The 21956-nt window shown below is 58.6% G+C and carries 21 protein-coding genes; 12 read left to right on the top strand and 9 right to left on the bottom strand.

Going from position 1 to position 21956, the window contains the following annotated elements:
* Positions 1–37: 37 nt before the first annotated feature.
* Positions 38–973, bottom strand: coding sequence for a L,D-transpeptidase family protein (locus WB402_RS03965; protein ID WP_424205616.1), 936 nt, complete (start codon positions 971–973; stop codon positions 38–40).
* A 136-nt stretch (positions 974–1109) separates the two neighbouring features.
* Here WB402_RS03965 and WB402_RS03960 point away from each other — a divergent pair, with 136 nt between their 5' ends.
* Both WB402_RS03960 and WB402_RS03955 read left to right on the top strand, forming a co-directional pair.
* Positions 1110–1364: a SemiSWEET transporter gene (locus WB402_RS03960; RefSeq protein ID WP_424205615.1), complete on the top strand. Its 255-nt coding sequence runs from the start codon at positions 1110–1112 to the stop codon at positions 1362–1364.
* Positions 1365–1436: 72 nt separating this feature from the next.
* Positions 1437–2348 (top strand): phosphoribosylaminoimidazolesuccinocarboxamide synthase, encoded by a 912-nt coding sequence (locus WB402_RS03955; RefSeq protein ID WP_424205614.1) that lies wholly within the window; start codon positions 1437–1439, stop codon positions 2346–2348.
* A gap of 467 nt (positions 2349–2815) precedes the next feature.
* Here the strand turns inward: WB402_RS03955 and WB402_RS03950 are convergent, their stop codons facing one another.
* The 3 genes from WB402_RS03950 to WB402_RS03940 form a co-directional block, all read right to left on the bottom strand.
* Complete coding sequence (locus tag WB402_RS03950) at positions 2816–3211, bottom strand: type II toxin-antitoxin system VapC family toxin (RefSeq protein WP_424205613.1); 396 nt, start codon at positions 3209–3211, stop codon at positions 2816–2818.
* Entirely contained in the window at positions 3187–3420 is a 234-nt protein-coding gene (locus WB402_RS03945) for a type II toxin-antitoxin system Phd/YefM family antitoxin (protein ID WP_424205612.1), read from the bottom strand. Before WB402_RS03945 ends, WB402_RS03950 begins: the two co-directional genes overlap by 25 nt.
* A gap of 98 nt (positions 3421–3518) precedes the next feature.
* Positions 3519–5123 (bottom strand): NAD(P)/FAD-dependent oxidoreductase, encoded by a 1605-nt coding sequence (locus WB402_RS03940; protein WP_424205611.1) that lies wholly within the window; start codon positions 5121–5123, stop codon positions 3519–3521.
* Positions 5124–5253: 130 nt separating this feature from the next.
* Between WB402_RS03940 and WB402_RS03935 the strand changes: the two genes are divergently transcribed.
* The 6 genes from WB402_RS03935 (at position 5254) to WB402_RS03910 (ending at position 10213) form a co-directional block, all read left to right on the top strand.
* Positions 5254–5706 carry a c-type cytochrome gene (locus WB402_RS03935; protein ID WP_424205610.1) on the top strand — a complete coding sequence of 151 codons (453 nt, stop codon included), beginning with the start codon at positions 5254–5256 and terminating at the stop codon, positions 5704–5706.
* 144 nt (positions 5707–5850) lie between these two features.
* A complete protein-coding gene (locus tag WB402_RS03930; protein WP_424205609.1) occupies positions 5851–6243 on the top strand; it encodes a DUF302 domain-containing protein in 393 nt (130 codons plus the stop codon).
* Between the two features lie 353 nt (positions 6244–6596).
* Entirely contained in the window at positions 6597–7256 is a 660-nt protein-coding gene (locus WB402_RS03925; RefSeq protein ID WP_424205608.1) for a Spy/CpxP family protein refolding chaperone, read from the top strand.
* A gap of 103 nt (positions 7257–7359) precedes the next feature.
* On the top strand, positions 7360–7569 hold the full coding sequence (locus WB402_RS03920) for a heavy-metal-associated domain-containing protein (RefSeq protein WP_424205607.1): 210 nt from the start codon (positions 7360–7362) through the stop codon (positions 7567–7569).
* 32 nt (positions 7570–7601) lie between these two features.
* Positions 7602–9854 (top strand): heavy metal translocating P-type ATPase, encoded by a 2253-nt coding sequence (locus tag WB402_RS03915; protein ID WP_424205606.1) that lies wholly within the window; start codon positions 7602–7604, stop codon positions 9852–9854.
* Entirely contained in the window at positions 9851–10213 is a 363-nt protein-coding gene (locus tag WB402_RS03910; protein ID WP_424205605.1) for a cupredoxin domain-containing protein, read from the top strand. The genes WB402_RS03915 and WB402_RS03910 overlap by 4 nt, the downstream gene beginning before the upstream one ends.
* Positions 10214–10246: 33 nt before the next feature.
* Here the strand turns inward: WB402_RS03910 and WB402_RS03905 are convergent, their stop codons facing one another.
* On the bottom strand, positions 10247–11128 hold the full coding sequence (locus WB402_RS03905) for a Crp/Fnr family transcriptional regulator (RefSeq protein ID WP_424205604.1): 882 nt from the start codon (positions 11126–11128) through the stop codon (positions 10247–10249).
* A 424-nt stretch (positions 11129–11552) separates the two neighbouring features.
* Between WB402_RS03905 and WB402_RS03900 the strand changes: the two genes are divergently transcribed.
* The 4 genes from WB402_RS03900 (at position 11553) to WB402_RS03885 (ending at position 17734) form a co-directional block, all read left to right on the top strand.
* The gene (locus WB402_RS03900) at positions 11553–13865 is read left to right on the top strand and encodes an OmcA/MtrC family decaheme c-type cytochrome (protein ID WP_424205603.1); all 2313 of its coding nucleotides are present in this window, start codon (positions 11553–11555) and stop codon (positions 13863–13865) included.
* 253 nt (positions 13866–14118) lie between these two features.
* On the top strand, positions 14119–15099 hold the full coding sequence (locus tag WB402_RS03895; RefSeq protein WP_424205617.1) for a DmsE family decaheme c-type cytochrome: 981 nt from the start codon (positions 14119–14121) through the stop codon (positions 15097–15099).
* A gap of 57 nt (positions 15100–15156) precedes the next feature.
* The gene (locus tag WB402_RS03890; protein ID WP_424205602.1) at positions 15157–17259 is read left to right on the top strand and encodes an MtrB/PioB family decaheme-associated outer membrane protein; all 2103 of its coding nucleotides are present in this window, start codon (positions 15157–15159) and stop codon (positions 17257–17259) included.
* A gap of 139 nt (positions 17260–17398) precedes the next feature.
* A complete protein-coding gene (locus WB402_RS03885; protein ID WP_424205601.1) occupies positions 17399–17734 on the top strand; it encodes a c-type cytochrome in 336 nt (111 codons plus the stop codon).
* A 99-nt stretch (positions 17735–17833) separates the two neighbouring features.
* Here the strand turns inward: WB402_RS03885 and WB402_RS03880 are convergent, their stop codons facing one another.
* The 4 genes from WB402_RS03880 to WB402_RS03865 all read right to left on the bottom strand — a co-directional run bounded on the left by WB402_RS03880 (position 17834) and on the right by WB402_RS03865 (position 21795).
* Positions 17834–19072 (bottom strand): DUF1501 domain-containing protein, encoded by a 1239-nt coding sequence (locus tag WB402_RS03880; RefSeq protein ID WP_424205600.1) that lies wholly within the window; start codon positions 19070–19072, stop codon positions 17834–17836.
* Between the two features lie 11 nt (positions 19073–19083).
* On the bottom strand, positions 19084–20616 hold the full coding sequence (locus WB402_RS03875; protein ID WP_424205599.1) for a DUF1800 domain-containing protein: 1533 nt from the start codon (positions 20614–20616) through the stop codon (positions 19084–19086).
* A 147-nt stretch (positions 20617–20763) separates the two neighbouring features.
* Positions 20764–21153: a hypothetical protein gene (locus WB402_RS03870; protein WP_424205598.1), complete on the bottom strand. Its 390-nt coding sequence runs from the start codon at positions 21151–21153 to the stop codon at positions 20764–20766.
* Between the two features lie 174 nt (positions 21154–21327).
* Positions 21328–21795 (bottom strand): CopD family protein, encoded by a 468-nt coding sequence (locus tag WB402_RS03865; protein ID WP_424205597.1) that lies wholly within the window; start codon positions 21793–21795, stop codon positions 21328–21330.
* Between the last annotated feature and the right edge of the window lie 161 nt (positions 21796–21956).

Genomic DNA, 21956 nt, shown 5'->3' with positions numbered 1-21956 from the left:
GATCGACCGCGCGTTCAAGAAGGCGGTTCAGAAGTAATCAATCCGAGACCGCCACCGGAATGCCGTGCAGCCTAACGGCCTCGCGGGTGACGCGGTCCCAGTCCACGCGTGCGGCGCGTCCGCTCGTGGCAGATACCACTGCGTGCACCGCGGATGTGAGGTTGCCCTTCGCCTCCGCCAGGTTTTCCTCGAGCGGCGGCTGGGCCTCGAAGTAGAGCACGCCGCGGTACCACCCGGCCTTGTACGGCTGATTGACGATGCGTACCGGCGTACCGACCGGCACTTCCTCGAACAGACGCTGGATATCCTCCGGGTAAAGACGAATGCATCCGTGCGTCGCGCGCATGCCGATGCCGTACGGCCGGTCAGTACCGTGGATGAAATAGCCGGGCCGCCCGAGTTGCAGCGCGTACTGTCCGAGGGGATTGTCCGGACCGGCGGCGACCTCGGGCGGCAGCGCTTGGCCCTCCTGCTCATGTTCGGCGCGGATCGAGGCCGGCGGGTACCACACGGGATTGAGGATCTTGGCCGTCACACGCGTGAGACCCAGCGGCGTGGTCCAGTCCATGCGACCGATGCTTACGGGAAAGGTCACGACCGTCCGCGGCTTGCCCGTTGATGGTTTGGGATAATAATAGAGCCGCATCTCGGGCAGGTTGAGCACCAGACCCACGCGCGGCGCGTCCGGCAGGATGTGCTGCGTCGGCAGAATGACGCGCGTGCCTTCACCGGGCAGCCATGGATCGACGCCCGAATTGGCGCGCAGGATCTCCTCATAACCAAGATGGTACGCGCGGGCAATATCGGAGAGCGTATCCTGGTGGCGCGCCCGCACCACGCTGACCTGACCGATCACGTCCTCTCCGGCCGGCGGCAGCTCGTAGGTCTGTGCCGATGCTCCGCCGGCCGAGAGAATTGCGAGCAGCCCGAGCAGCAGGCGTGCGCCCCGCGAACCTTTTCGATGAGCGTTCATGCGGTATTTTTCCATACGGTCGTCAGGATAAGCCAGCCGGTTCCCATAATGCAAAACCGGCGGCAGCAATCTGTCTCGCCATTGGATGATAAAGTATGCGGAGTCTATAACGATCGCATCATGAGAAATTAATAATATGGAATCCGCCAATACCTTGGGCCTCATCGCCGGTGTACTTACCACGGTGGCCTTTGTCCCCCAGGTCATCAAAATCTGGAAAACGAAGCATGCGACCGACATCTCCCTGGGAATGTTCGCGATTTTCAGCTGCGGTGTGCTCCTGTGGCTGTTCTACGGTATCGAGATCGATGCCATGCCGGTCATCGTCGCCAACGCCATCACGCTGGGGTTGTCGCTGACGATTCTGTTTTTCAAGATCAAATTCAAATGATTCTGCCGGTATAGTGCCCGGTCACGGCAGCGGTTAAAATCGCGGCCATTCGAAACATTTTGGAGTGCCTTCATGCCAGAGACACTGTATCAATCGGACATCAAGAGTCTGCACCTGCGCCACCGCGGCAAGGTTCGCGACATATACGACATCGACGACAAGCACATGCTCATCGTCACCACCGACCGGCTCTCGGCGTTCGACGTGGTGCTGCCCGATCCCATCCCCGGCAAGGGCGCGGTGCTCACCGCGATGTCGAATTTCTGGTTCGGCCGCACGCGCCGTCTCATCGCCAACCAGCTGACCGATATTCCGCTCGAACAGGTGCTGAAGGATCCGGCTGAACGTAAACAGGTCGAAGGCCGCGCGATCGTGGTGCGCAAACTCAAGGCGCTGCCGGTCGAGGCCATCGTGCGCGGCTATCTCGTAGGCAGCGGCTGGAAGGAATACAAGCAGAGCGGCACGGTTTGCGGCATCAAGCTGCCCGCGGGCCTGAAGGAGGCTGACCGCCTGCCGGAACCGCTGTTCACGCCGTCCACCAAGGCGGCCGTCGGCCAGCACGACGAAAACATCAGCTTCGAGAAAGCGGCGGAATTACTCGGCCAGGACAGCGCCGCGAAAGTGAAGCAGGCCACGCTCGCTATATATAAGGAGTGCGCCGCCTATGCGCTCACGCGCGGTATCATCATTGCCGACACCAAGTTCGAGTTTGGGCTGGACGACAAGGGGACGTTGACCCTGATCGACGAAGTGCTGACGCCGGATTCCTCGCGCTTCTGGCCGGCCGACCAATATAAACCCGGTGCCAACCCGCCGAGCTACGACAAACAGTTCGTGCGCGACTGGCTGGAGGCGAGCGGCTGGAACAAAAAACCGCCGGCACCGAAACTCCCGCCGGAGGTGCTGATGAAGACGGCGGAGAAATACCGCGAGGCGCTAACGCGTTTGACTGGCAGCGACACCGCGCCGCGCGCTGCGCGGTAGCATATTGCGTCCGAGAAATGTTTTTTTCATCAAAAAATTGCCGCCTGTTTATTATGCTGATTGCAACTCTATTGTTGTTTAGCTGTGCGACATCAAGAAATTTTGAAAGGCATTATAATGATTGGGTGGGACAAGACGCAAAGAGATTAGTCAGCGCATGGGGAAAGCCAAATCAGGAAGTTGTTTTGCAAAACGGAAACACTGAATATGTTTATAACTTGTTTAGGGAACCTTCACCAACTGGCGGATGTGTTATTTATTTTGAAGTACACCAAAACAATAAAAAAATTGTTCGTATGCGCCATTTTAACTTTAAGGAAGGGAGACCTTGCAAAAGAGCCCCCTCATGCGTGTAATTCAGATTGTAGGTTAATTAAATAAACTTACCTTCATTGAGTGATCTTTTGCGCTACCGCCTCGGCGACTTTCATCCCGTCGACGGCGGCGGAGATGTTGCCGCGGCAGGTTTACCAGATAGACAGCTTGTGATGGGCGCGTATCGTTCTGTCTTTGGTGATCAGCGGAATATCCATCGCTGCCGATTCCGCGGCGATCAGGCGGTCGAAGACGTCGCGCGTCCAGTCCATTCCGGTTGCCGCGCGGACGATCTGCTCAAGACCCACGTCAGATAGTCGCAGGCCGATCTGGGTCGAGAGGTGCCTGATGATTTCGGCCGGCTTGACGCGGAGGCGGCCGATCTCGTGAAGGAATTGCAGTTCGAGTTCGACCATCCATGAGATGACCAGATCGTTGTCCTCGATAGCCTCGGTTGCGGCCTGGCTCAGACGATCAGTGAGCGCGTCATAAAGCCAAACAACGACGTGCGTATCGAGATAGGCTAGAGATTCCTTCCTTTTCGCCATTTTCCTGCCTTGAGCTCAACGAGGTCCTCGGGGTTGCCGATGATGGCTTTGTGCGGCGTGAGACGCGCAAGCTTGCTCGTTTTGGCCACGGGCACGATACGCAGCTTGTGTCCGCGCCGGCTGATCTCAACCGGGACACCGGTCTTGATGATGCGATCAACCACCTTGAACAGCTGTTGACGCAGGGTAGTGAGGGAAATCTGGCTCATTACGGCAACTCCATACAGGATATGTACATATTATATGACACGTATGTACATGTCTACGGGAATACGGCATACGGCAGAATAGATTTCGTTATACAGCCCTATATCTGTGTGATTTTGCGCGCCACCGCCTCGGCGACTTTCATCCCGTCCACGGCGGCGGAGATGATGCCGCCGGCAAAACCCGCGCCTTCGCCGGCGGGAAATAAACCCTTCGTATTCGTGCTTTCGAAATTTTCATCACGCGTGATGCGTATCGGCGCGGAAGTGCGCGTCTCGACCGCGGTGAGCACGGCGTCGTCCATGGCGAAACCCTTCAGCGATTTGTCGAATACCGGAATCGCCTCGCGGATGGCGGCGATGGCGTAGTCCGGCAGCGCCGTGCCCAGGTCGGTCCAGGTCACGCCGGGAGTATAAGAAGGAATAACCAAACCCGGCCCGGTCGAAGGCCGGCTGGCGAGAAAATCGCCGACGCGCTGGGCCGGCGCGTTGTAATTTTTCCCGCCCAGTTCAAACGCTTTTTCCTCGAGTCGGCGCTGTAGTGCAATGCCTGCCAGCGGATCATCGCTCCCAAAGTCCTGTGGCGTAATGTCGACGACGATGCCGGCGTTGGCGTTGCGTTCGCTGCGCGAGTAATGGCTCATGCCGTTGGTGACCACGCGTCCCTCCTCGGAGGTGGCTGCCACGACTTGCCCGCCCGGACACATGCAGAAGCTGTACACCGAGCGGCCATTTTTGCAGTGGTGCACCAGCTTGTAATCGGCGGCGCCGAGCACCGGATGCGCCGCCTCCGAGCCGAGACGGCAGCGGTTGATCAGCGTTTGTGGATGCTCGATGCGAAAACCGATGGAAAACGGCTTGGGTTCGATGTGTACGCCGCGGCGGTGCAGCATTTCAAACGTATCGCGGGCGCTGTGGCCCAGGGCCAGGATGACCTGATCGGCGGCGATGGATTCACCACTGGCGAGCGTCACGCCGCGCACCTCGCCGTTGTCGATCGCGATATCCGTGACGTGACTCCCGAAGCGGATCTCGCCGCCGAGCTCGACAATCCTGCGCCGCAGATTTTCGACGACCTTCACCAGCCGCAGCGTGCCGATATGCGGCTTGCTGATGTAGAGAATTTCCCCGGGCGCGCCGGCGTTGACGAAATCCTGAAGAATCTTTTTTATATGGTGCCCACGGTCCTTGATGCCGGTGTGCAGTTTGCCGTCGGAAAACGTGCCGGCGCCGCCCTCGCCGAATTGCACGTTGGACTCGGGATTGAGGCGGCCCTGGCGCCAGAATCCCCACACGTCCTGGCTGCGTTCGCGCACCTCCTTGCCGCGTTCCAGGATCAGCGGCTTGAAACCCATGCGCGCCAGCGATAACCCGGCGAACAGGCCGCAGGGACCGGTGCCGATGACCACCGGCCGTTTGCCGAAATTCGCCGGCGCCTGGACCGGGTAATGATAGGTCTCATCCGGCGCTTGACGGATGTGCTGGCTGTGCCTGAAGCGCGCCAGCAGTCCTGGCTCGTCTTTGATCTCGGCGTCGAGGGTATAGACGAACACGACTTGGCCGGACTTGCGCGCGTCGTAACCGCGGCGGTGCACGTGGTAGCCGAGCAGCTCCGGTTCGGATATTCCCAGCGCGCACAGGATCGCGGCCTTGAGTTCGGACTCGCGGTGGTCGAGGCCGAGTCTTATTTCAGTCAGACGCAACATTAGAGGGGACGGAGAAAAAATGCGGACGATCGGCCGGAATCGGATCGCATTATTATGGCATATTCAGCTTGCGTCATTCCGGCGCGGGCCGATTTCTTTTGATGGGCCCTGCGATTATCATAGCCGCGCTATGAAATGGCTCGGGGGCATGATCATGTTGGCAGCGCTGTTCGCGGTGGCTTGCGGCAAAAAAGAACCGGAGGCGCCGGCCGGCAAGGATCAAACCAACCGGGCTTTCTCCACGGAAAGCCTGTTTCGCGGCGTGCGTCTGTATCAGGAGCACTGCGCCCTGTGCCACGGGCCGGAGGCGCAGGGACATCCCGACTGGCAGAATCCCCAGGTGGTCGCCGCGCCGCCGCTGAACGGCAGCGGCAACGATTGGAAGCGGCGCAAGCAGGACATGATCGCGATCATCCGGAACGGCGCGACGCGCCACGGGGAGCCGGTGATGCCAGCGTGGAAAGGGCGGCTGAGCAATCAGGATATCGAGGACATCATCGCCTGGTATCAGGCGCTGTGGCCGGCGGAGGCCTATCAACGCTGGCGCGAGACCGAGGCCAGGACGGCTGCCTCGAAGCGTTGAGCCGCGGCCGCCGATCATTACCGTGAACTATTTCTGAAGGAGAGTCACAAATGGGTATCGCCATCTGGATCATCATCATTCTGATTATCGCCGCGCTCATCAAATACCTGTTGAGTGATTCGGGCAAAAAATAGGAGATACCCCATGTATGGATTCAACATTATCCTGAAGGACAGTTTCGACAACGTCGTCAAGCGCGTCACCGAGGCGCTGAAGACCGAGGGTTTCGGTGTGCTTACCGACATCGACGTGCAGGCGACGATGAAAGCCAAGCTCAACGTCGACGGCGCGCCTTACCGCATTCTCGGCGCGTGCAACCCGCCGCTGGCGCACAAGGCCATCACCGCCGATCCGGATATCGGCCTGCTGTTGCCGTGCAACGTGGTGGTGCGCGAGCAGCCGGACAAGAAGATCAACGTCGGGTTCATGGACCCGATCGCGGTTTTGAAGCTTACCGATAACCCCGCGATTACTAATATGGCAAAAGAAGTACGCGGCAAACTCGAACGCGTGCGTGATAAATTGTCCACCGGTTGACCGCTTTGCCGCCGCTGAGCCTGTCGGAAGGGATAATTCAGACGGTACGCCGTTTTGCCAAACGCTGATTTTGGAATGAACCGCCCGTGTCGACGGATGTCAAAGCATTTGCGGGGCAGAATCTGTAACCCCATGTCGGGGTGAAAATCTTGTCGTGCCGTCCTCGTGTCCGCTTGCCGTATCCATGGTTCTAATGTTTACCGTTCTGGCGGATGATTGCGAAATGGATATACGCGGTTACTACTAAATGTCAGCCGTCGCCGGTATTTTTTTCAGGAGTGACCGCGGAAAACCAAGAGACCGATATTCCGGACATTTTTTTAACCTGATAATTCCCAACAAGGAGGTTTGCGATGCGTAATTCGACGATACCGAAACTGGCCGGTGTGGTTTTCGCGGCAGCACTCGCGGCATCGGCCGCGACAGCTTGGGCCGACGACGTTGATGACATGATGGGCGGCTACGGTCCAGGTTATGGCATGGGGCCCGGGATGGGAATGACGTACGGTGGCTATGGCATGGGACCCGGCATGATGGGGGGTGGCTACGGTGGCATGGGAATGATGGGCATGGGCCCGGGCATGATGGGGGGAGGCTACGGTCCCATGGGCATGATGGGTATGGGTCCGCTCGGGATGCTGGATCTTTCCGATGAACAGCGCACGAAGATAAACAAGCTTTTTGACGAAGAGCGCAAAAAGCATTGGGGCATTATGGGCAAAATAATGGAGGAACAGAACAAGCTGCGCGACCTCTATGCCGCTGCCGAACCGGATCCGAAAAAGGTGGGGGCTGTGTACGGCGAGATCGCCAAGCTCCGCCAGCAGATGATTGAGTCGCATATTCAGACGACGAATCAGGCGCAGGCCATGTTGACCAAGGAGCAACGCGACCAACTGCGGCAATGGCATCGCGGCAGGTGGGGGCAGGGCTGGGGGCCGCGTGGTCCGGCCGCGGAGCAGCGTGGCACCATGGGCCCGGGCAATATGCCGGGGGGCATGATGGGGCGTTGAGGTTCAACCGATGCCGCTACGTGCGAAGCGGCATTTTCCGCTGGGTGGCAGTAGAATGTCGCGGACAGTCTCTGTAATGCAATTTTTTAAAGAGGTGATTCGCATGAGCACGGTGGAAACCCGGTATGCCGTCAAAGGCATGAAGTGCGGCGGCTGCATCGCCAAGGCGACCGAGGCGTTGTCGAAGTTGCCCGGTTACGTCAGCGCTGAATTTGATCTGAAGAGCGGCAAGGCCGTGGTCAAAGGCGGCGCGGATCCGCAGGCCGTGGTCAACGCCCTGACCAAAATCGGATACCCCGCGGAAGTGAATTAAGACTGACCCCTGGTTTATCGGAGGTCTCAATCATGACCGCGGCGATCCCGGCGGAAGCGAGCACGCATCGGCTGTCCATCTCCGGCATGAGCTGTGCCGGTTGCGTGGCGACGGTCGAGAACGCGCTGAAAAACGTGCCGGGTGTGGTTGAGTCCACGGTCAACTTTGCCGAACACACCGCGACGGTGCGCGGTAACGTCGAAGCCGGAAAGCTGATCGAAGCGGTCACCGCGTCCGGTTATGGCGCGGCCGAGCTGCGCGGCCTCGAGGACGAGACCGAAAAAGAAGCCGCCGAGATGGTTCACTACCGCGCACTGCTGCGTAAGTTCATCGTCGCCGGCGTCGTGGGCCTGCCGCTGATGCTCGCCGAACCCCTGGGCCTCATGCCGATGCTCGATACGCCGTCGGGCCGGGTTTTCTGGTTCGCGGTCGGCGCGGCGACGCTGTTCGTGCTGGTCTATGCCGGGGGTCATTTCTTCCGCGGTGCGTGGAAATCATTCCGCGCGCACAACGCCAACATGGATACGCTTATCGCGCTCGGTACCGGCGCGGCGTGGGTGTACTCGATGCTGGTGGTGGTCTTCCCCGGCATCGTGCCGAGCCTCGCGCGCCATGCCTATTTCGAGGCCGCGGCCATCATCATCGCCCTGATCAATCTTGGCCAGGCGCTCGAGATGCGCGCCCGTGGCAAGACTTCGGAAGCGATCAAGCGCCTCATCGGTCTTCAGCCCAAAACCGCGCGCGTGATCCGCGACGGCCGGGAACTGGACATCCCGATTTCCGAAGTCGGTCTCGATGAAACCATCCGCGTGCGCCCCGGCGAGAAAATCCCGGTCGACGGCGTCATCATCGAAGGCCATTCCTCCGTGGACGAGTCCATGCTCACCGGCGAGCCGATGCCGGTGGAGAAAAAAGTCGGCGATGAAGTCGTCGGCGCCACGTTCAACAAGTCCGGCAGTTTCCTGTTTCAGGCCAAGCACATCGGCGCGGATACCGCTCTCGCGCGCATCATCGAAATGGTGCGCCGCGCGCAAAGTTCCAAGCCCGCGATCGGGAGACTGGCGGATAAAATTTCCGCCGTGTTTGTGCCGTCGGTTCTTATTATTGCGGTGTTCACCTTCTTGGCATGGTTCAACCTCGGTCCCGATCCAAGGCTTTCCTTCTCGCTGGTGGCCACGATGACGGTGCTCATAATAGCTTGTCCCTGCGCGCTAGGATTGGCCACGCCCATCTCTATTATGGTAGGCGTGGGCAAGGCGGCGGAATACGGCATTCTCATCCGCAACGGCGAGGCGCTGCAGCAGGCGGGAAAACTTACCACCATTGTGCTCGACAAGACCGGCACCATCACCGAAGGCCGGCCCGCGGTGACTGCGTTAGTACCGGCGGCCGGCTGGGACGAGCAGAAACTGCATACCGTGGCGGCGAGCATCGAGACCGGTTCGGAGCACCCGCTCGCCGAGGCAATCGTCGCGGCAGCAAAGGCCAAAGGCATCAAGCTTTCCGCCGTCAGCGGTTTTGAGGCCATCACGGGACACGGCGTGTCGGCAACGATTGACGGCAAGAAAGTATTGTTCGGCAACGCGCGCCTGATGGCGAAACACAAGATCGATCTTGGTAATCTTCCGAAGCGTGCGGAAGAGCTCGCGGCGCAGGCACAAACGCCCATGTTTCTTGCCGTTGGCGATTCTGTCGCCGGCATCGTGTCCGTGGCCGATCCGATCAAGCCTGACTCGAAAGCCGCCATCGCGCGGCTGCACGCGATTGGCCTCAAGGTGGTGATGATCACCGGCGATAATCGGGCGACCGCCGATGCCGTGGCGCGCGAGATCGGCGTGGACGAAGTGATGGCCGAGGTGCTGCCCGGCGACAAGGCCGCCAAGGTGTCGGTGCTGCAGAGCCGCGGCGAGATCGTGGGCATGGTCGGCGACGGCATCAATGACGCGCCGGCACTGGCGCAGGCCGACGTGGGTTACGCCATCGGCACCGGCACCGACGTGGCCATCGAGTCCGCGGACGTAACGCTGATGCGCGGGTCGCTGCATGGCGTGGCCGATGCCATTGCCATCTCGCGCGCCACGGTGCGCAACATCAAGCAGAATCTTTTCGGCGCGTTTATTTACAATGTATTCGGCATTCCCATTGCCGCCGGCGCGCTGTATCCGCTCACCGGCTTGTTGCTCAATCCGATCATTGCCGGGGCGGCGATGGCGATGTCGTCGGTGACGGTGGTGAGCAACGCCAATCGTCTGAGATGGTATAAATCGGAACAGCCCCGGACATGACGACGTGGACCATCAATCTGGCGGGACTGGGTTTGATCGGCCTGATTGTCTGGTGGTTCTGGCTGTACCGCCCGCCGGCGCTGCGCGTCGCCGGACCGCAACCGATTGAAATCATCGTTGCCGATGGCGTATACACGCCGGCCCGTATCGAAGTCCCGGCGGGCAAGCCCGTGACATTGCGTTTCCTTCGCAAGGATCCCAGTCCCTGCGCAGAGAAGGCGTTGTTTGAAACTCTCAGCGTTAGCGCTGATCTGCCAATAGGAAAACCCACGGATGTGATTGTCACGCCGCCGCAACCGGGTGAATACGAGTTCACCTGCCAGATGCGCATGTACCGGGGTGCATTGGTGGCACGGTAGTGCGTCGGCGTGTTCCGCGCGCACCGGTGTGCGTCAGTTTACATTCCTGACATGCATATCTGGTGGCATAAGGGCGCGTCGCGTCCTGATGCCGCCGGGTGGTCCAAACTGCAGAGGGCTGCCGGCCAGCGCTTCCAGCCGCTTGCGCTTGCGAATGGAGATGGAACCGCGCGGCGCTTTAATAATCGCTTCGCGTTTGAATTGGGCCATGATGCGGCTGACCGTCTCCACGGTAATGCCCAGGATTTCCGCCATCTCGTTGCGCGACAAATGCAGCTTCTGCGTTTTCCCGGCTTTGTCATCTGTCTTATGTGGTAGCAGGTTCAACAGGAGTGCAGCAACCTTTTCCAGCGCAGTTTTTTGACCCAACACTTGTATCAGGGTTCGTGCCTGTGCCAGTTGTTCAGTGATCGCCAACAGCACGTTAAGGGACACCTTTGAGTTTTTCGCCAGCACTTTCATGATATCGCCGTGCTTGATCCGACAGAACACCGACGGTGTGAGGGTCTTGGCGCTGTAACCGTACATCGGGTTACCGATGGCATCGAACCCGAGGAGATAGCCTGGTCCGACCAAGCCAATAAGGTGCTCATTTCCATTGACGTCCAATCTCGTGAGCTTGATCTGTCCTTCACGGATTACATACAGGTATGTCGACGGGTCGCCGGCGCGAAACAGCGTTTCGCCCGGACCGGTGTTGCGGAGGCTGAGCAGTGCCCGGATATCGCGCACCTGCATCTTGGGGAGACCCGAGTAAAGCTTGGCCTCACAGAACCGGCATTCTTCATCATCCTGACAAGAACAGGATTCCAGCTTCGTCTGTCGCATCTGGCTTGGTGATAACAGACGGGCACAGTTGCTCCGCACGTGTCGTATGCGCCTGTGCTGACTTGTCTGCTGATTTTCGCGTTTCATTGATACGTTCTCATTCTTAATTGAATGAATTTTTTTTTGAAACCCGGGCATGTGACTCGCAGATGATCGTCCTTACGCTGATGATCGTCGTCAACTGTTCAGCAAGCCTGATGAAGCGCTTGATTTGCACAAAGTAAACGGGAATTGGCTCGTCGCTGAATTGATGTACGTCAATGATTAAATTCTTTAACGCGCTAGCTTTGATGACCTAAATGAATGATCAATCTTGTTAAACCAGTTTCGCTGGATGAAAAATTGATTAAAGTCAACTATTTAGCAGGATTATGAAGTAAAGGCGCAAACATTCGAACTGATCTCGATTACTGGATTGATATATATCAATGATGAAATTCTCCAATTCGGTAGCTTGGCGTAGTATGAATGATCAATCGTGTGAAGCCATCTGTCTACAAGCGGGGGAGTTATGAAAATAAATCGATCTGCATCTCAATGGTCCAGCCTGGTTGCGTTAACGAGCATGCTGGCAATCGCGTTGACCGGTTGCAGCGGCAGCGATGGCAGCGATGGCGCGCCAGGACCGGCGGGACCTCCCGGAACTGGGGTCGTTGTATCTCCCGCTGGCACGACGGCGCTGACCATAAACATTACCGGCGTTACCATCAGCAGCCCGCCGGTGGTGAACTTCACCGTCACGAACGAGAACGGTGCTGGGGTAACCGGTTTTGCCGCCGCCGATCTGCGCTTCAACATTGCCAAGCTGGTGCCAGGCACGAACGGTGCCCCGAGCAACTGGCAGAACTATATCAACAGAGTGAGCAGTGGCGCTGTACAAGGCAGCCAGGAGCGCGCGTCCACCGGGGGAACCCTGGTCGATAACAAAGATGGCACCTTTACCTATACTTTTGTCACCGATATCACCAGCGCCGCGGCGACCTGCCCGGCGCCGTGCACGGATGCGGACGGCAATGCGCTCGATACCAGCTATCAACCGACCCTGACGCACCGCGTCACGATTCAGCAGGGCAACTCCGCCTATCCGAGATACAACGCGACGTACGATTTCGTGCCAGCCGGTGGCGCAGTCACCACCACGCGCGATATCGTTACCACGGGAAAGTGCAACGAGTGTCACAGCCAGCTCAGCGCGCACGGCTCTCGCATCGAGACCAAGTTGTGCGTTACCTGTCATAACCCGGGTTCCTCGGTTGCCGGTACGCCGAACACGCCGGTTGACTTCAAGGTGATGATCCACAAGATCCATCGGGGCGAGAATCTACCCAGCGTACTGGGCCCGGATGGAGTACTGGGCACCGCCGATGACGGGACATATAAGATCGGCAATGCCGACTTCTCGGACGTTGTCTTCCCACAGGACATTCGCAACTGCACCAAGTGCCACGACGGTGCCGTGACCGCGCAGGGCGACAATTGGGAAACGCAGCCGAGCATCAAGGCCTGCGGCTCGTGCCATGACAACATCGACTTCAGCAAGTCCGCACCACCGTCTGGAACCGATCCCAACGGTCACCCCGGCGGCGATGTGAGCACGATAACGGATAGCAGTCAGTGCCTCTTCTGCCACAAGACTGGTGGCGTGGCCCAAAGTATCGCAACTAGGCATTCCTTGCCGTCGCTGCTGAAGGCGGAGGCAGCCAACTACGTTCTCAAAATTGTGAGCGTAACCAACGCGACTCCGGGTCTCGCGCCAATCGTCAAGTTCCAGATAAACAACGCCAGCGGTACGCCGTATGACATCGCGGCCACGCCGGCAATCACGGGCGGCAGCATGAGCCTGATCATCGGCTGGAATACGACCGACATCACCAACACGACTCCGACCGTTGGTCGCAGTAATGCTCAGCCGATCAGCATCAGCCTGCTCAGCGGCGGCGCCCTGGTGGCTGGCGTGACCAATAATGGTGACGGCACCTACAGCATCACGTCCGGGACAGCAATTCCGGCGGACGCAACGGGTACCGGCCGGGCCGGCTTCTATGCGCGCATGTCCGTTGACGTCGATGGTGATGCGACCAAAGATACTATCCAGGTTAAGAGCGTGGTGAAGGACTTCATTATCACCGGCTCCAGCGTGGTAGCGCGGCGCACTGCGGTCGATATCGCCAAGTGCGACCAGTGTCACGAGCGGCTGAGCCTGCATGGCGGTGCCCGCACGGACGAGCCACAGCTGTGCGTCATGTGCCACAACCCGAACGCGACCGACACCGCACGGCGTCCGGCTTGCGCTTCGACGGTACCACTGCCCGCGCTCTGTACGCAGGATAACAAGAAGGAGGAAGCGATCGACTTCAAGCGCATGATCCACGGCATCCATGCGGCTGACATGCGTGAGAAGGGATTGGTCGTCTACGGCTTCTTCTCGGCGCCTGCCACCGAGAACCCGGTTAACTTCAGCGACGTTCGCTTCCCGGGCATCCTGAACAACTGTACGACCTGCCACGTGACACCCACGACAGCCAACCCATCGTACCAGCTGTCGGGTATCTGGGAGTCGCCGACGCAGAGTGGCATTCTTGGGAGCACCATTGACCACGGTGCGGATATCAATGCTCCGGCCGACGACCTGAACATCTCGCCGACAGGAGCGGTGTGCTCGTCATGCCACGACGGTGCCTTGGCGCAAACGCATATGATACAGACCGGTGGTGCGGTGTTTGCGGCATTGGAGTCGACTATCAACACGAACCTTGAAACCTGCTCTATCTGCCATGGACCGGGCACCGTCGCCGACGTCAAGGTGGTCCATGGCGTGAAGTAGAAAGAAAAAGGCATAGCATTTCGTGGTAAAGTCATGGCCCAGAGGCGAAGCAGTTCAGCGCCCCTGGGCCATTGACGTTGTGCAAGCATGACAGTCTGACGTGTTAAGATCGCTGCCGATTGGTCGTGGAGCAGGGGAAGAGCCACGGATCGGGAGAGTGTAACGACGGATATGCATCAATAAAAATGGATCAACCATGAACCATGGCGATCGGATTACGACAATGAACAGCAAGCCATCCTTATTTGTCGCAGTGTTATTATTGTCCGGACTCGTCTTCAGCGTGACCGTGTTCGCCGAGACGCCCCCGGTGCCGGCCGAAGCATCCGCCGCCGCACCCGCCACTGGTCAGGCCTCGGAATACACGGAAAAAGGCGCCGATACCTGCATCAAGTGCCACGACGAGGATTCCGAATTTCCGGTGTTCTCGATCTTCAAGACCAAGCACGCCCAGCCCGCCGACAAGCGCACGCCCTTCGCGGGTCTGCAATGCGAGGCCTGTCATGGCCCCGGCGCCAATCATGCCAAGACGGCACAGCCAGGCCAGAAACAGGCGCCGATCATCGCTTTCGGACCCCATTCCAAGCTCACCGCCGACAAACGCAATCCGGTGCCGCCCGAAGAGCAAAACCGGATTTGCCTGGGTTGCCATCGGGGCGACGCGCGGATCGGCTGGAACGCGAGCGCACACGAGAGCGGCAACCTCGCTTGCGTCAGTTGCCACAAGATACACGCGGAGCACGATCCCGTGCTCGCCACCTCCAGCCAGCCCGAGGTTTGTTACCAGTGCCACCAGAAACAGCGCGCGGACTTTAACAAACCTTCCGTGCATCCGGTGCGGTTCGGGTTGATAGCGTGCAGCGAATGTCATCGCCCACACGGATCGAACACGTCCGCCCTGCTGGCGAAACCGACACTGAATCAGACATGCTATACCTGCCACGCGGAAAAACGCGGTCCGTTCCTGTGGGAACACGCCCCGGTGGCCGAGGACTGCACGCTTTGCCACACGCCGCACGGGTCGGTTTATCCGGCGCTACTGAAGAAAAATCCGCCGCTGCTCTGCCAGCAATGCCATTCGCCGGCCGGTCATCCCTCCATCGCGCGTACCGCCGACGGATTGCCGGGAGGCACGAGCGCCCCGTCCGGCTTTCTGCTCGCCGGAAGCTGCACGAATTGTCATTCACAGGTTCACGGGTCGAATCATCCTTCGGGAGTCAAGCTGATGCGATAGCCGCGCCCGCTCCAGGATCGCGCCGTCGACGATGCAGTCTGAAACCAGGACATGAACATGAAAATCTCGAAACGACTGTTTTTCCTCCTCGCGCTGTCGGCGCAAGCCGCGACAGCCGCGGACAATTCAGCCGACGGGGGCGAGGCTTCCGTCGATACCTCGCAGTGGAAATGCAAGTACTGCGCTTTCGAGGAAGGGACGAGCGGGACGGTCGATGCGGGCCTCGGTTACGTCTCGGACGACTCGTACAAATTCGGCGAGTACAACGGACTCAACCAGCAGGGCGGGTTTTTTGTCGGTAACGCCAGCGTGCGTTCTCGCGGCGAGGATGCCGCCTATTGGAACGTCGATGCCTCGGATCTCGGATTGGTTACGCGCTCGCTGAGCGTGGAAGGCGGGAAACAGGGCAAGTACGAGATGTTTTTCAAATATAAAGAGTTGCCGCACTTCATCTCGGACAGCGTCGTATCACCCTTCTTTGGCATCGGCGGTAGCTCACTCACGCTGCCGTCCGGCTGGGTTCCGGCAGGCTCGACGGGCGGAATGACCGCGCTGCCGGGCAGCCTGCGTAGCGCCGATCTCGACACGAGACGGCAAAGACTGGATATGGGGGTAACGCTGATTCCCGAGTCCCTGTGGCAGTACGGTATCAATTTCCGTCATGAAACCAAGGAAGGCATGCAGCGCATTGCCGGCACGTTCATGTTGAATTCGGCACAACTGGTTGAGCCAATCGATTATGTAACCGATCAGCTGGACGCTTCTGCCTCATATACCGGAAGAAAATTACAGGCCAAATTTGCCTATTACGCGTCAACTTTCAGCAACAACAATAACTCTCTGACTTGGCAAAACCCGTACACGCCGACGGTCGGCAACACCGCCGGCCAGCTCGCCTTGCCGCCTGAAAACCAGTTTCATCAGATACTCGCTTCGCTGGGATACCAGTTCAGTGAGCGGACACGTGGCACGGCCGACATCGCGTTCGGCCGCATGACCCAGGATGATAACTTTCTCTCGCCGACGCTGAATTCCACCTTGGCCGCCCCGGCCCTGCCGAGAAATTCGCTGGACGGGGAGGTGGATACCACCAACGCGAACCTCAAGCTCGTTTCCGCCATGACAAGCAAGCTGCGGCTGAACGCGGCGTATACCTATAACGACCGCAATAATAAAACGCCGCAGGCAGCCTACCCGTGGGTGACCACGGACTTATCCGTGAACCCAGCGAGAACGAACCTGCCGTACAGCTTCACGCAAAACACCATGAAACTGAGCGCCGATTACAGGGCCACGACGCACATAAAGACCTCTGTCGGTTACGATTACGATACGATCGAGCGCACCTTCCAGGAAACCGACAAGACCCGCGAGAATACCTTTTGGGGCAAGGTCATCGCGCGGAACCAGGAAGGTATCGATATGACGTTCAAGCTTGCGCATGCCCAGCGCGACCAATCGAACTACGCAGCCGTCGCGGCGATCAGTCCTCCCGAGAACCCCCTGATGACGAAATATAATATGGCGAATCGCACGCGGAACACCGTCGGATTCCGTGTGGATGCACCCGTCGGAGACGCCGTCAATTTCGGGTTCGGGGTCGATTATTCCAGAGACGATTACCCCGACTCGAAGCTCGGCCTGACTAACGGCAACGACTTCAATATCGGCGGCGACGTTTCCGCGATGCTCACCAAACAAACCAGCCTGCACGTTTTCCTGAACCATGAGGAAATCTACTCAAAACAGGCCGGGAGCAGTACCTTCTCGACAGCGGATTGGTTCGGGGAAAACAACGATAAGATCGATGTCATTGGATTCGGCATTAAGCGCGCGGTGATAACTAAAAAGCTTGATGTCGGCGCCGATTACACCGTGACGCAATCACACGGGGCCATCACAGTTGATACCGCCGCGGTGGCCCCCCCGTTTCCCGATCTGGCGAGCAGGCTTGACACCCTGAAACTCTATGCCACGTACCGTCTCAAGGATAATATGTCGCTGCAGGGAGCTTACTGGTATGAAAGCTTCCAATCTGATAATTGGATGGTCGATGGTGTTACGCCCAGCACGATCTCGAACGTGCTGAGTTTTGGAGAACAATCGCCGTCGTACCACGTGAACGTTATTTCCCTGGCGTTGAGATACAAGTTCAAGTAAGGGGTTTTTGCTGCAGCCTCGTAATTCCGACTGACCCGAACGACCGGAAAAAGGCCGCGTCCGAGTATTTTCTTTTTGTCCAATGAAGCGCAAAATATCGGGCAGCACCCTTGTATAACTCGTATAGGAGATAACTCAAGTGCCGCAACATAGAATTGTCGTGCTCTCAACCTCGCTGGCCGCTATTTTTCTGATGGGGGTTTCGGCAGTCCACGCTGCAAACACCGCTCGTCCTGGTGGAGAAAAAACTGCTTCCTGCGAACAGTGTCATGGCCCCCGAGGGGCTGTGCCCGTGCAGGGCCTCATCCCCAAACTTTGCGGGCAGAATGCCGAGTATCTCGAAGCGCAGCTTCTGGAGTTCCAGGACGGCAGGCGCCCTCAACCGATCATGCATGCGACGACTAACCAGCTGAGCAAGGATATTATTAAGCAGCTGGCCGTTTATTTTTCGAAAGAATCCTGTTCACAAAAATAAATCGTCAAAATCCAAGAAGGGCCCGGGGCTTGAGCCGGGCCCTTTTTATTTGACGTCCCGAAGGCGATTGATCGTCACGATAAATGGCCGCGTCGTTCTTCAGGCCAGGAGCGGAGGAAGCTTCCCCGGGGTGGCCTGAAATTTCGGGAACACGGCGGCCAGCTGTTGGCTGTTCAATCTCAAATGCCGCGAAAGGACGGCGCACGCAACATCGCGGAAATCCGTCGTGACCGCGAGGTCGCGGCCCTCGTATAAATTTTCCTGTGATAACCCGGGCCATTTTCCGTAGACCTTGCCGCCTTGCACCGCGCCTCCCATCAGCCACATCACATTTCCATGGCCGTGATCGGTGCCGCCGTTGCCGTTCTCATGCACCGTGCGCCCGAATTCCGACATGACGACGATGACGGTGTCGCCATACGCATTGCCAAGATGGCGCGCCAAGCTGGCCAGTCCGTCACCGAGTGGTTGCAGATGATTGGCGAGTTGGCCCTTGGCTGCGCCTTGGTTGACATGGGTATCCCAGCCACCCACGGCCAGAAACGCGAACTGGATGTTTTTGTCTTGCGCCATCAGGCGCGCCGCCTGATCCGCGATCTGCACGAAACCGCCAGCGGATGGTGCGCCATTGCTGGCGGCTTCCATATCCTGTGCAAGCTCGGCGGCCAACTGTCGGCGCGCGGCTTTTCCTTCCTGGTAGGCGCGGCTCAAGGGATCGTGACCTTTGTATAAGCGGTCGAAAGCGTCGCCAATGAAAGGTCGATCGAGCGGCATCGGCTGCATTGCCGCTTTGCCCACACCGATATTCGCCACCGACACCTTGCCGGAAAAGATGCGTGGCAGGGTGGGACCGAAGCTCACGCCCTGTGTCGGTGTATGCGTGCCCGGTAGCACCGCGAGCAGCCGGTTCAGCCAGCCATCCTGCGTGGATTTCACGCCCGGCGTGCCGCTCTCCATATAGTCTTGCGCGTCGAAATGCGATCGCGAGTTGTCCGGGGAACCGCAGGCATGCACAAACGCAAGCGTACGCTCGCTCCACAGTGGCATCAGGCTGGCGAGCGCCGGGTGCAGTCCGAACTGACCATCGAGGTTCGCGAGCCCGCCGTTGCCGCCCGAGTCAGGGATAGCAATGCTGGGTCTGGTATTGTAGTAGACGGATTCGTTATTCGGAACGACGACGTTCAGGCCATCGACCGCACCGCGTAGAAAAACCACGATCAGTCGCTTGTGGCTCGTGTCGGCGGAGTTTGCCCGCGCCGCCCAACCGAGATTTCCCAGAGGAAGCATGGTCAGAGCTGGAATCAGGCCGGCGGTCTTGAGAAATTCACGTCGGTTCATGATGTCGGTTCTCAACGCTGCATGAATTCGGGGCTGCCGAGGATCAAAGCGGCATGCAGGGGCTTGGGCGCGGCATTGATCGCGGTTTGCGTTTGCGTTGAAAAACGGTTGTCTAGCGTTCTGACAAGCTCAACGTCGTTGATGGGTTCTCCCGCCGGTGTCATCTCGCGTTCCCTGTCGTTTGTTTTCTTGCGCATGAAACCGGATTCCTTGTTCGGTTGTCCCAGCGGCAGGCGTCCGCTGGCCAAGACCGTGGCGAAGCTGATGCGGCGTGTCATGGCGTCGGGATTCAACCAGGCGTCGCGGGTGTTTTTGTATCCGTCCGGTGTCAGACAGCCGTAGAGCGGCATGCCCAGTTGCATCAACATCCCGTAGAGCGGTCGGACGTTCACGACTTTTATGTCCGTGGCCCGTACTGCGGAAACCAGGTACTGATAAGGCGTCTTGAGTTTGTTGCCGTAATATTTTTGGTCCCAGAACTCCGGGCTGTGAAACAAGGTATCGAGCACGGCGCGAATTTCGCCATCGGTATCGAGAAAACGCTGGCTGAGACGTTTGACCAGAGCGGGCGGTGGATCGTCAGCGACGAAATACTGCGCGAGCTCGAAACTGATGTGGCGCGCCGTGGCTGGATGCCGCGCGAGGATATCCAGCGCCTCTTCGCCTTCGTCGATCCCCGACCCACGGATCGTTTGCCCAAGAAATATCTTGGAGCTGAAATCATGCCGCTTGGGGTCGAAGAAAAATCCGCCTTTGTTGATATCGCGTCCACGCGGCCGGCCCAGACCCCAGCCGGTGAGAATGCGCGCGAGTGTGATGACGTCGTCCTGGGTGTAGCCGCCGTCCACCCCCAGAGTGTGCAACTCCATCAGCTCGCGGGCATAGTTTTCGTTCAGTCCCTGAAGCTTGCCGTGGGCGCCGATGCTGTTGGACGCCGTGTTCTGCCAGTTGTCGAGATAGAACAGCATGGCGGGGTGTTTGGCGGTTGCACCGAGCAGCTCGCGAAAGCGGCCGAGCGCGTAGGGCCGGATAGCCTGTTCTTCGTACGCGCCGGTCCACAAATGGTCGAGACCCTTGGCGGCGAAGACATTGAAATGGTTGTACCAGAAATCGGTCATGACCTCCTGTAATTGACGTGGACTTTCGATGGCGCGCCACAGTCGGGCCTGTACCGCCTGTTCCATGATAATTCGGGCGCGTTCGCGTGCCTCCCTGGCGGCCTCGGGATCGACCTGGCGATCGCGTTTGAGTGGCGGGCCGTATTCCTTGAAAAGCCGTACCGGATCCATGCGCAGGGTCTCCAGCTCATCGAGTTCGCGACTGAGATGTTCCGGGAGCGGAATGGAATCGGGAGTAAGCTGCTCCTCGATGTATTGGTTTACTCCCAAGGCGCGGACTTTTTGTACATCGCCCGGTGACGGCCCGTAGGCCAGACGATTCAGCACATGCAATGTCTTGAGCTCATCCGGGATGGCGGCCGCCATCCCGGAATTGGTCATGAGGACCCATGAAAGCACCGCGATACACAGCACGATGAGTTTCATGGTTCAAATACTCTCAGGCTAACAAGATTGTCTTGAGCAACGTCGCGCGTGAAGCGGGGGTTGGTTGTGGCAGGGAGGGTGTCTGTTCCGACGCATCGTACAAACCCCACTGTGCTCTCGACGTATGTCTGCGATAGAAGTGCCGGATCAGGCCTGCTTCTCGGGATGCACCTTGCGGTGGTCGTGACGACGGTCGCGCTTGTCGTGGTGCAGATCTTTTTTATCCGCGTGTAGATCACGGTGGTCGTGTCGCAGGTCGGCATTATCGGCTTTCAACTCACGGCGCTCTTTGGCCGCTTCGGCCTTGTCGCCTTCACGCACTTCCTGATGTAGTTCCCGTCGAACCTGGTTGCGTTCTCGGACGTCCCGGTGGACATCGCGTTTGTCCTGACGGATTTCCTTTCGGTCTTGGACGATTTCTTTCGTGTCGGATCGCACTTCGGGATTCCCCCTAGGAGCCGGATCCGCGGCATAAACAGCCGGGATGGCGACCAGTGTGAGAACAGTACCCAGTGCGGCAATTTTGAGTTTCAACATGTTATATATCTCTCAAAATATCAGGTTGGTTGGTGCAACGCGATGAGACAACCAAAGTGTAGATAATCGCGTTTGTCCTTGCTTTAACGCGCGGGTATCCGCAGCGTTGACGCACCAAAAATCCCTTCGAGTTCAGGGGCTAGACAGGCGATGGGGGGTCGTGGATGCCGGGGATCAGTCGACGTTCAGCCAATAGGCTCCGCCGGTGGCAACGGTGATCGTGACCAAGCCGAGGATCAGATTGGTGCCGATGAGCCGGCGGATGACGGCTAGTTGTTTTCCGGCGGAGGAGAAATCGCCGACCGCGATCGACCGATTCATCCGTTGATAGGGCAGGAAGAATACATATAGATAAATGCCAATCATGCCGAAGCCAATGAACTGCATAATATCGACGTGCAGGCCGACGTTGTCCATGCCTTCGAAGGTACTGAAGATTATCCAGTAGCCACTGGCAGGCAGCAGCACAACCGCCGCCCAAACCCAGGGGAAGAACCGCGCGAAGGTCTTGGACCACAACGGCAACCGCAACGGAGGCTCCAGCAGGCTCGCGGCTACCGGGCGTAACGCCGTGTAGGCGAAAAACATGCCGCCTACCCAGATGACTGCCGAAAGGACATGCAGCGTGATGGCTAAGGGCATGAGCGCTCCCGCGAATTGCATTGAGTTTGCCGTGACGATCATATTATTCTCTGCCGCATGGCCTCGCTACAAGATCTTTCACTCGAGCAACTGCGCGCCCATGCCGTGAAAACCTTCCGGCGCGGCGGGGGCTCGCGCCCCGACGTGCTGCTGATCCGGGC

It is taken from the genome of Sulfuricaulis sp. (assembly GCF_049587675.1).
Taxonomy (GTDB): domain Bacteria; phylum Pseudomonadota; class Gammaproteobacteria; order Acidiferrobacterales; family Sulfurifustaceae; genus Sulfuricaulis.
This window is presented reverse-complemented; position numbering and strand designations above follow the sequence as displayed.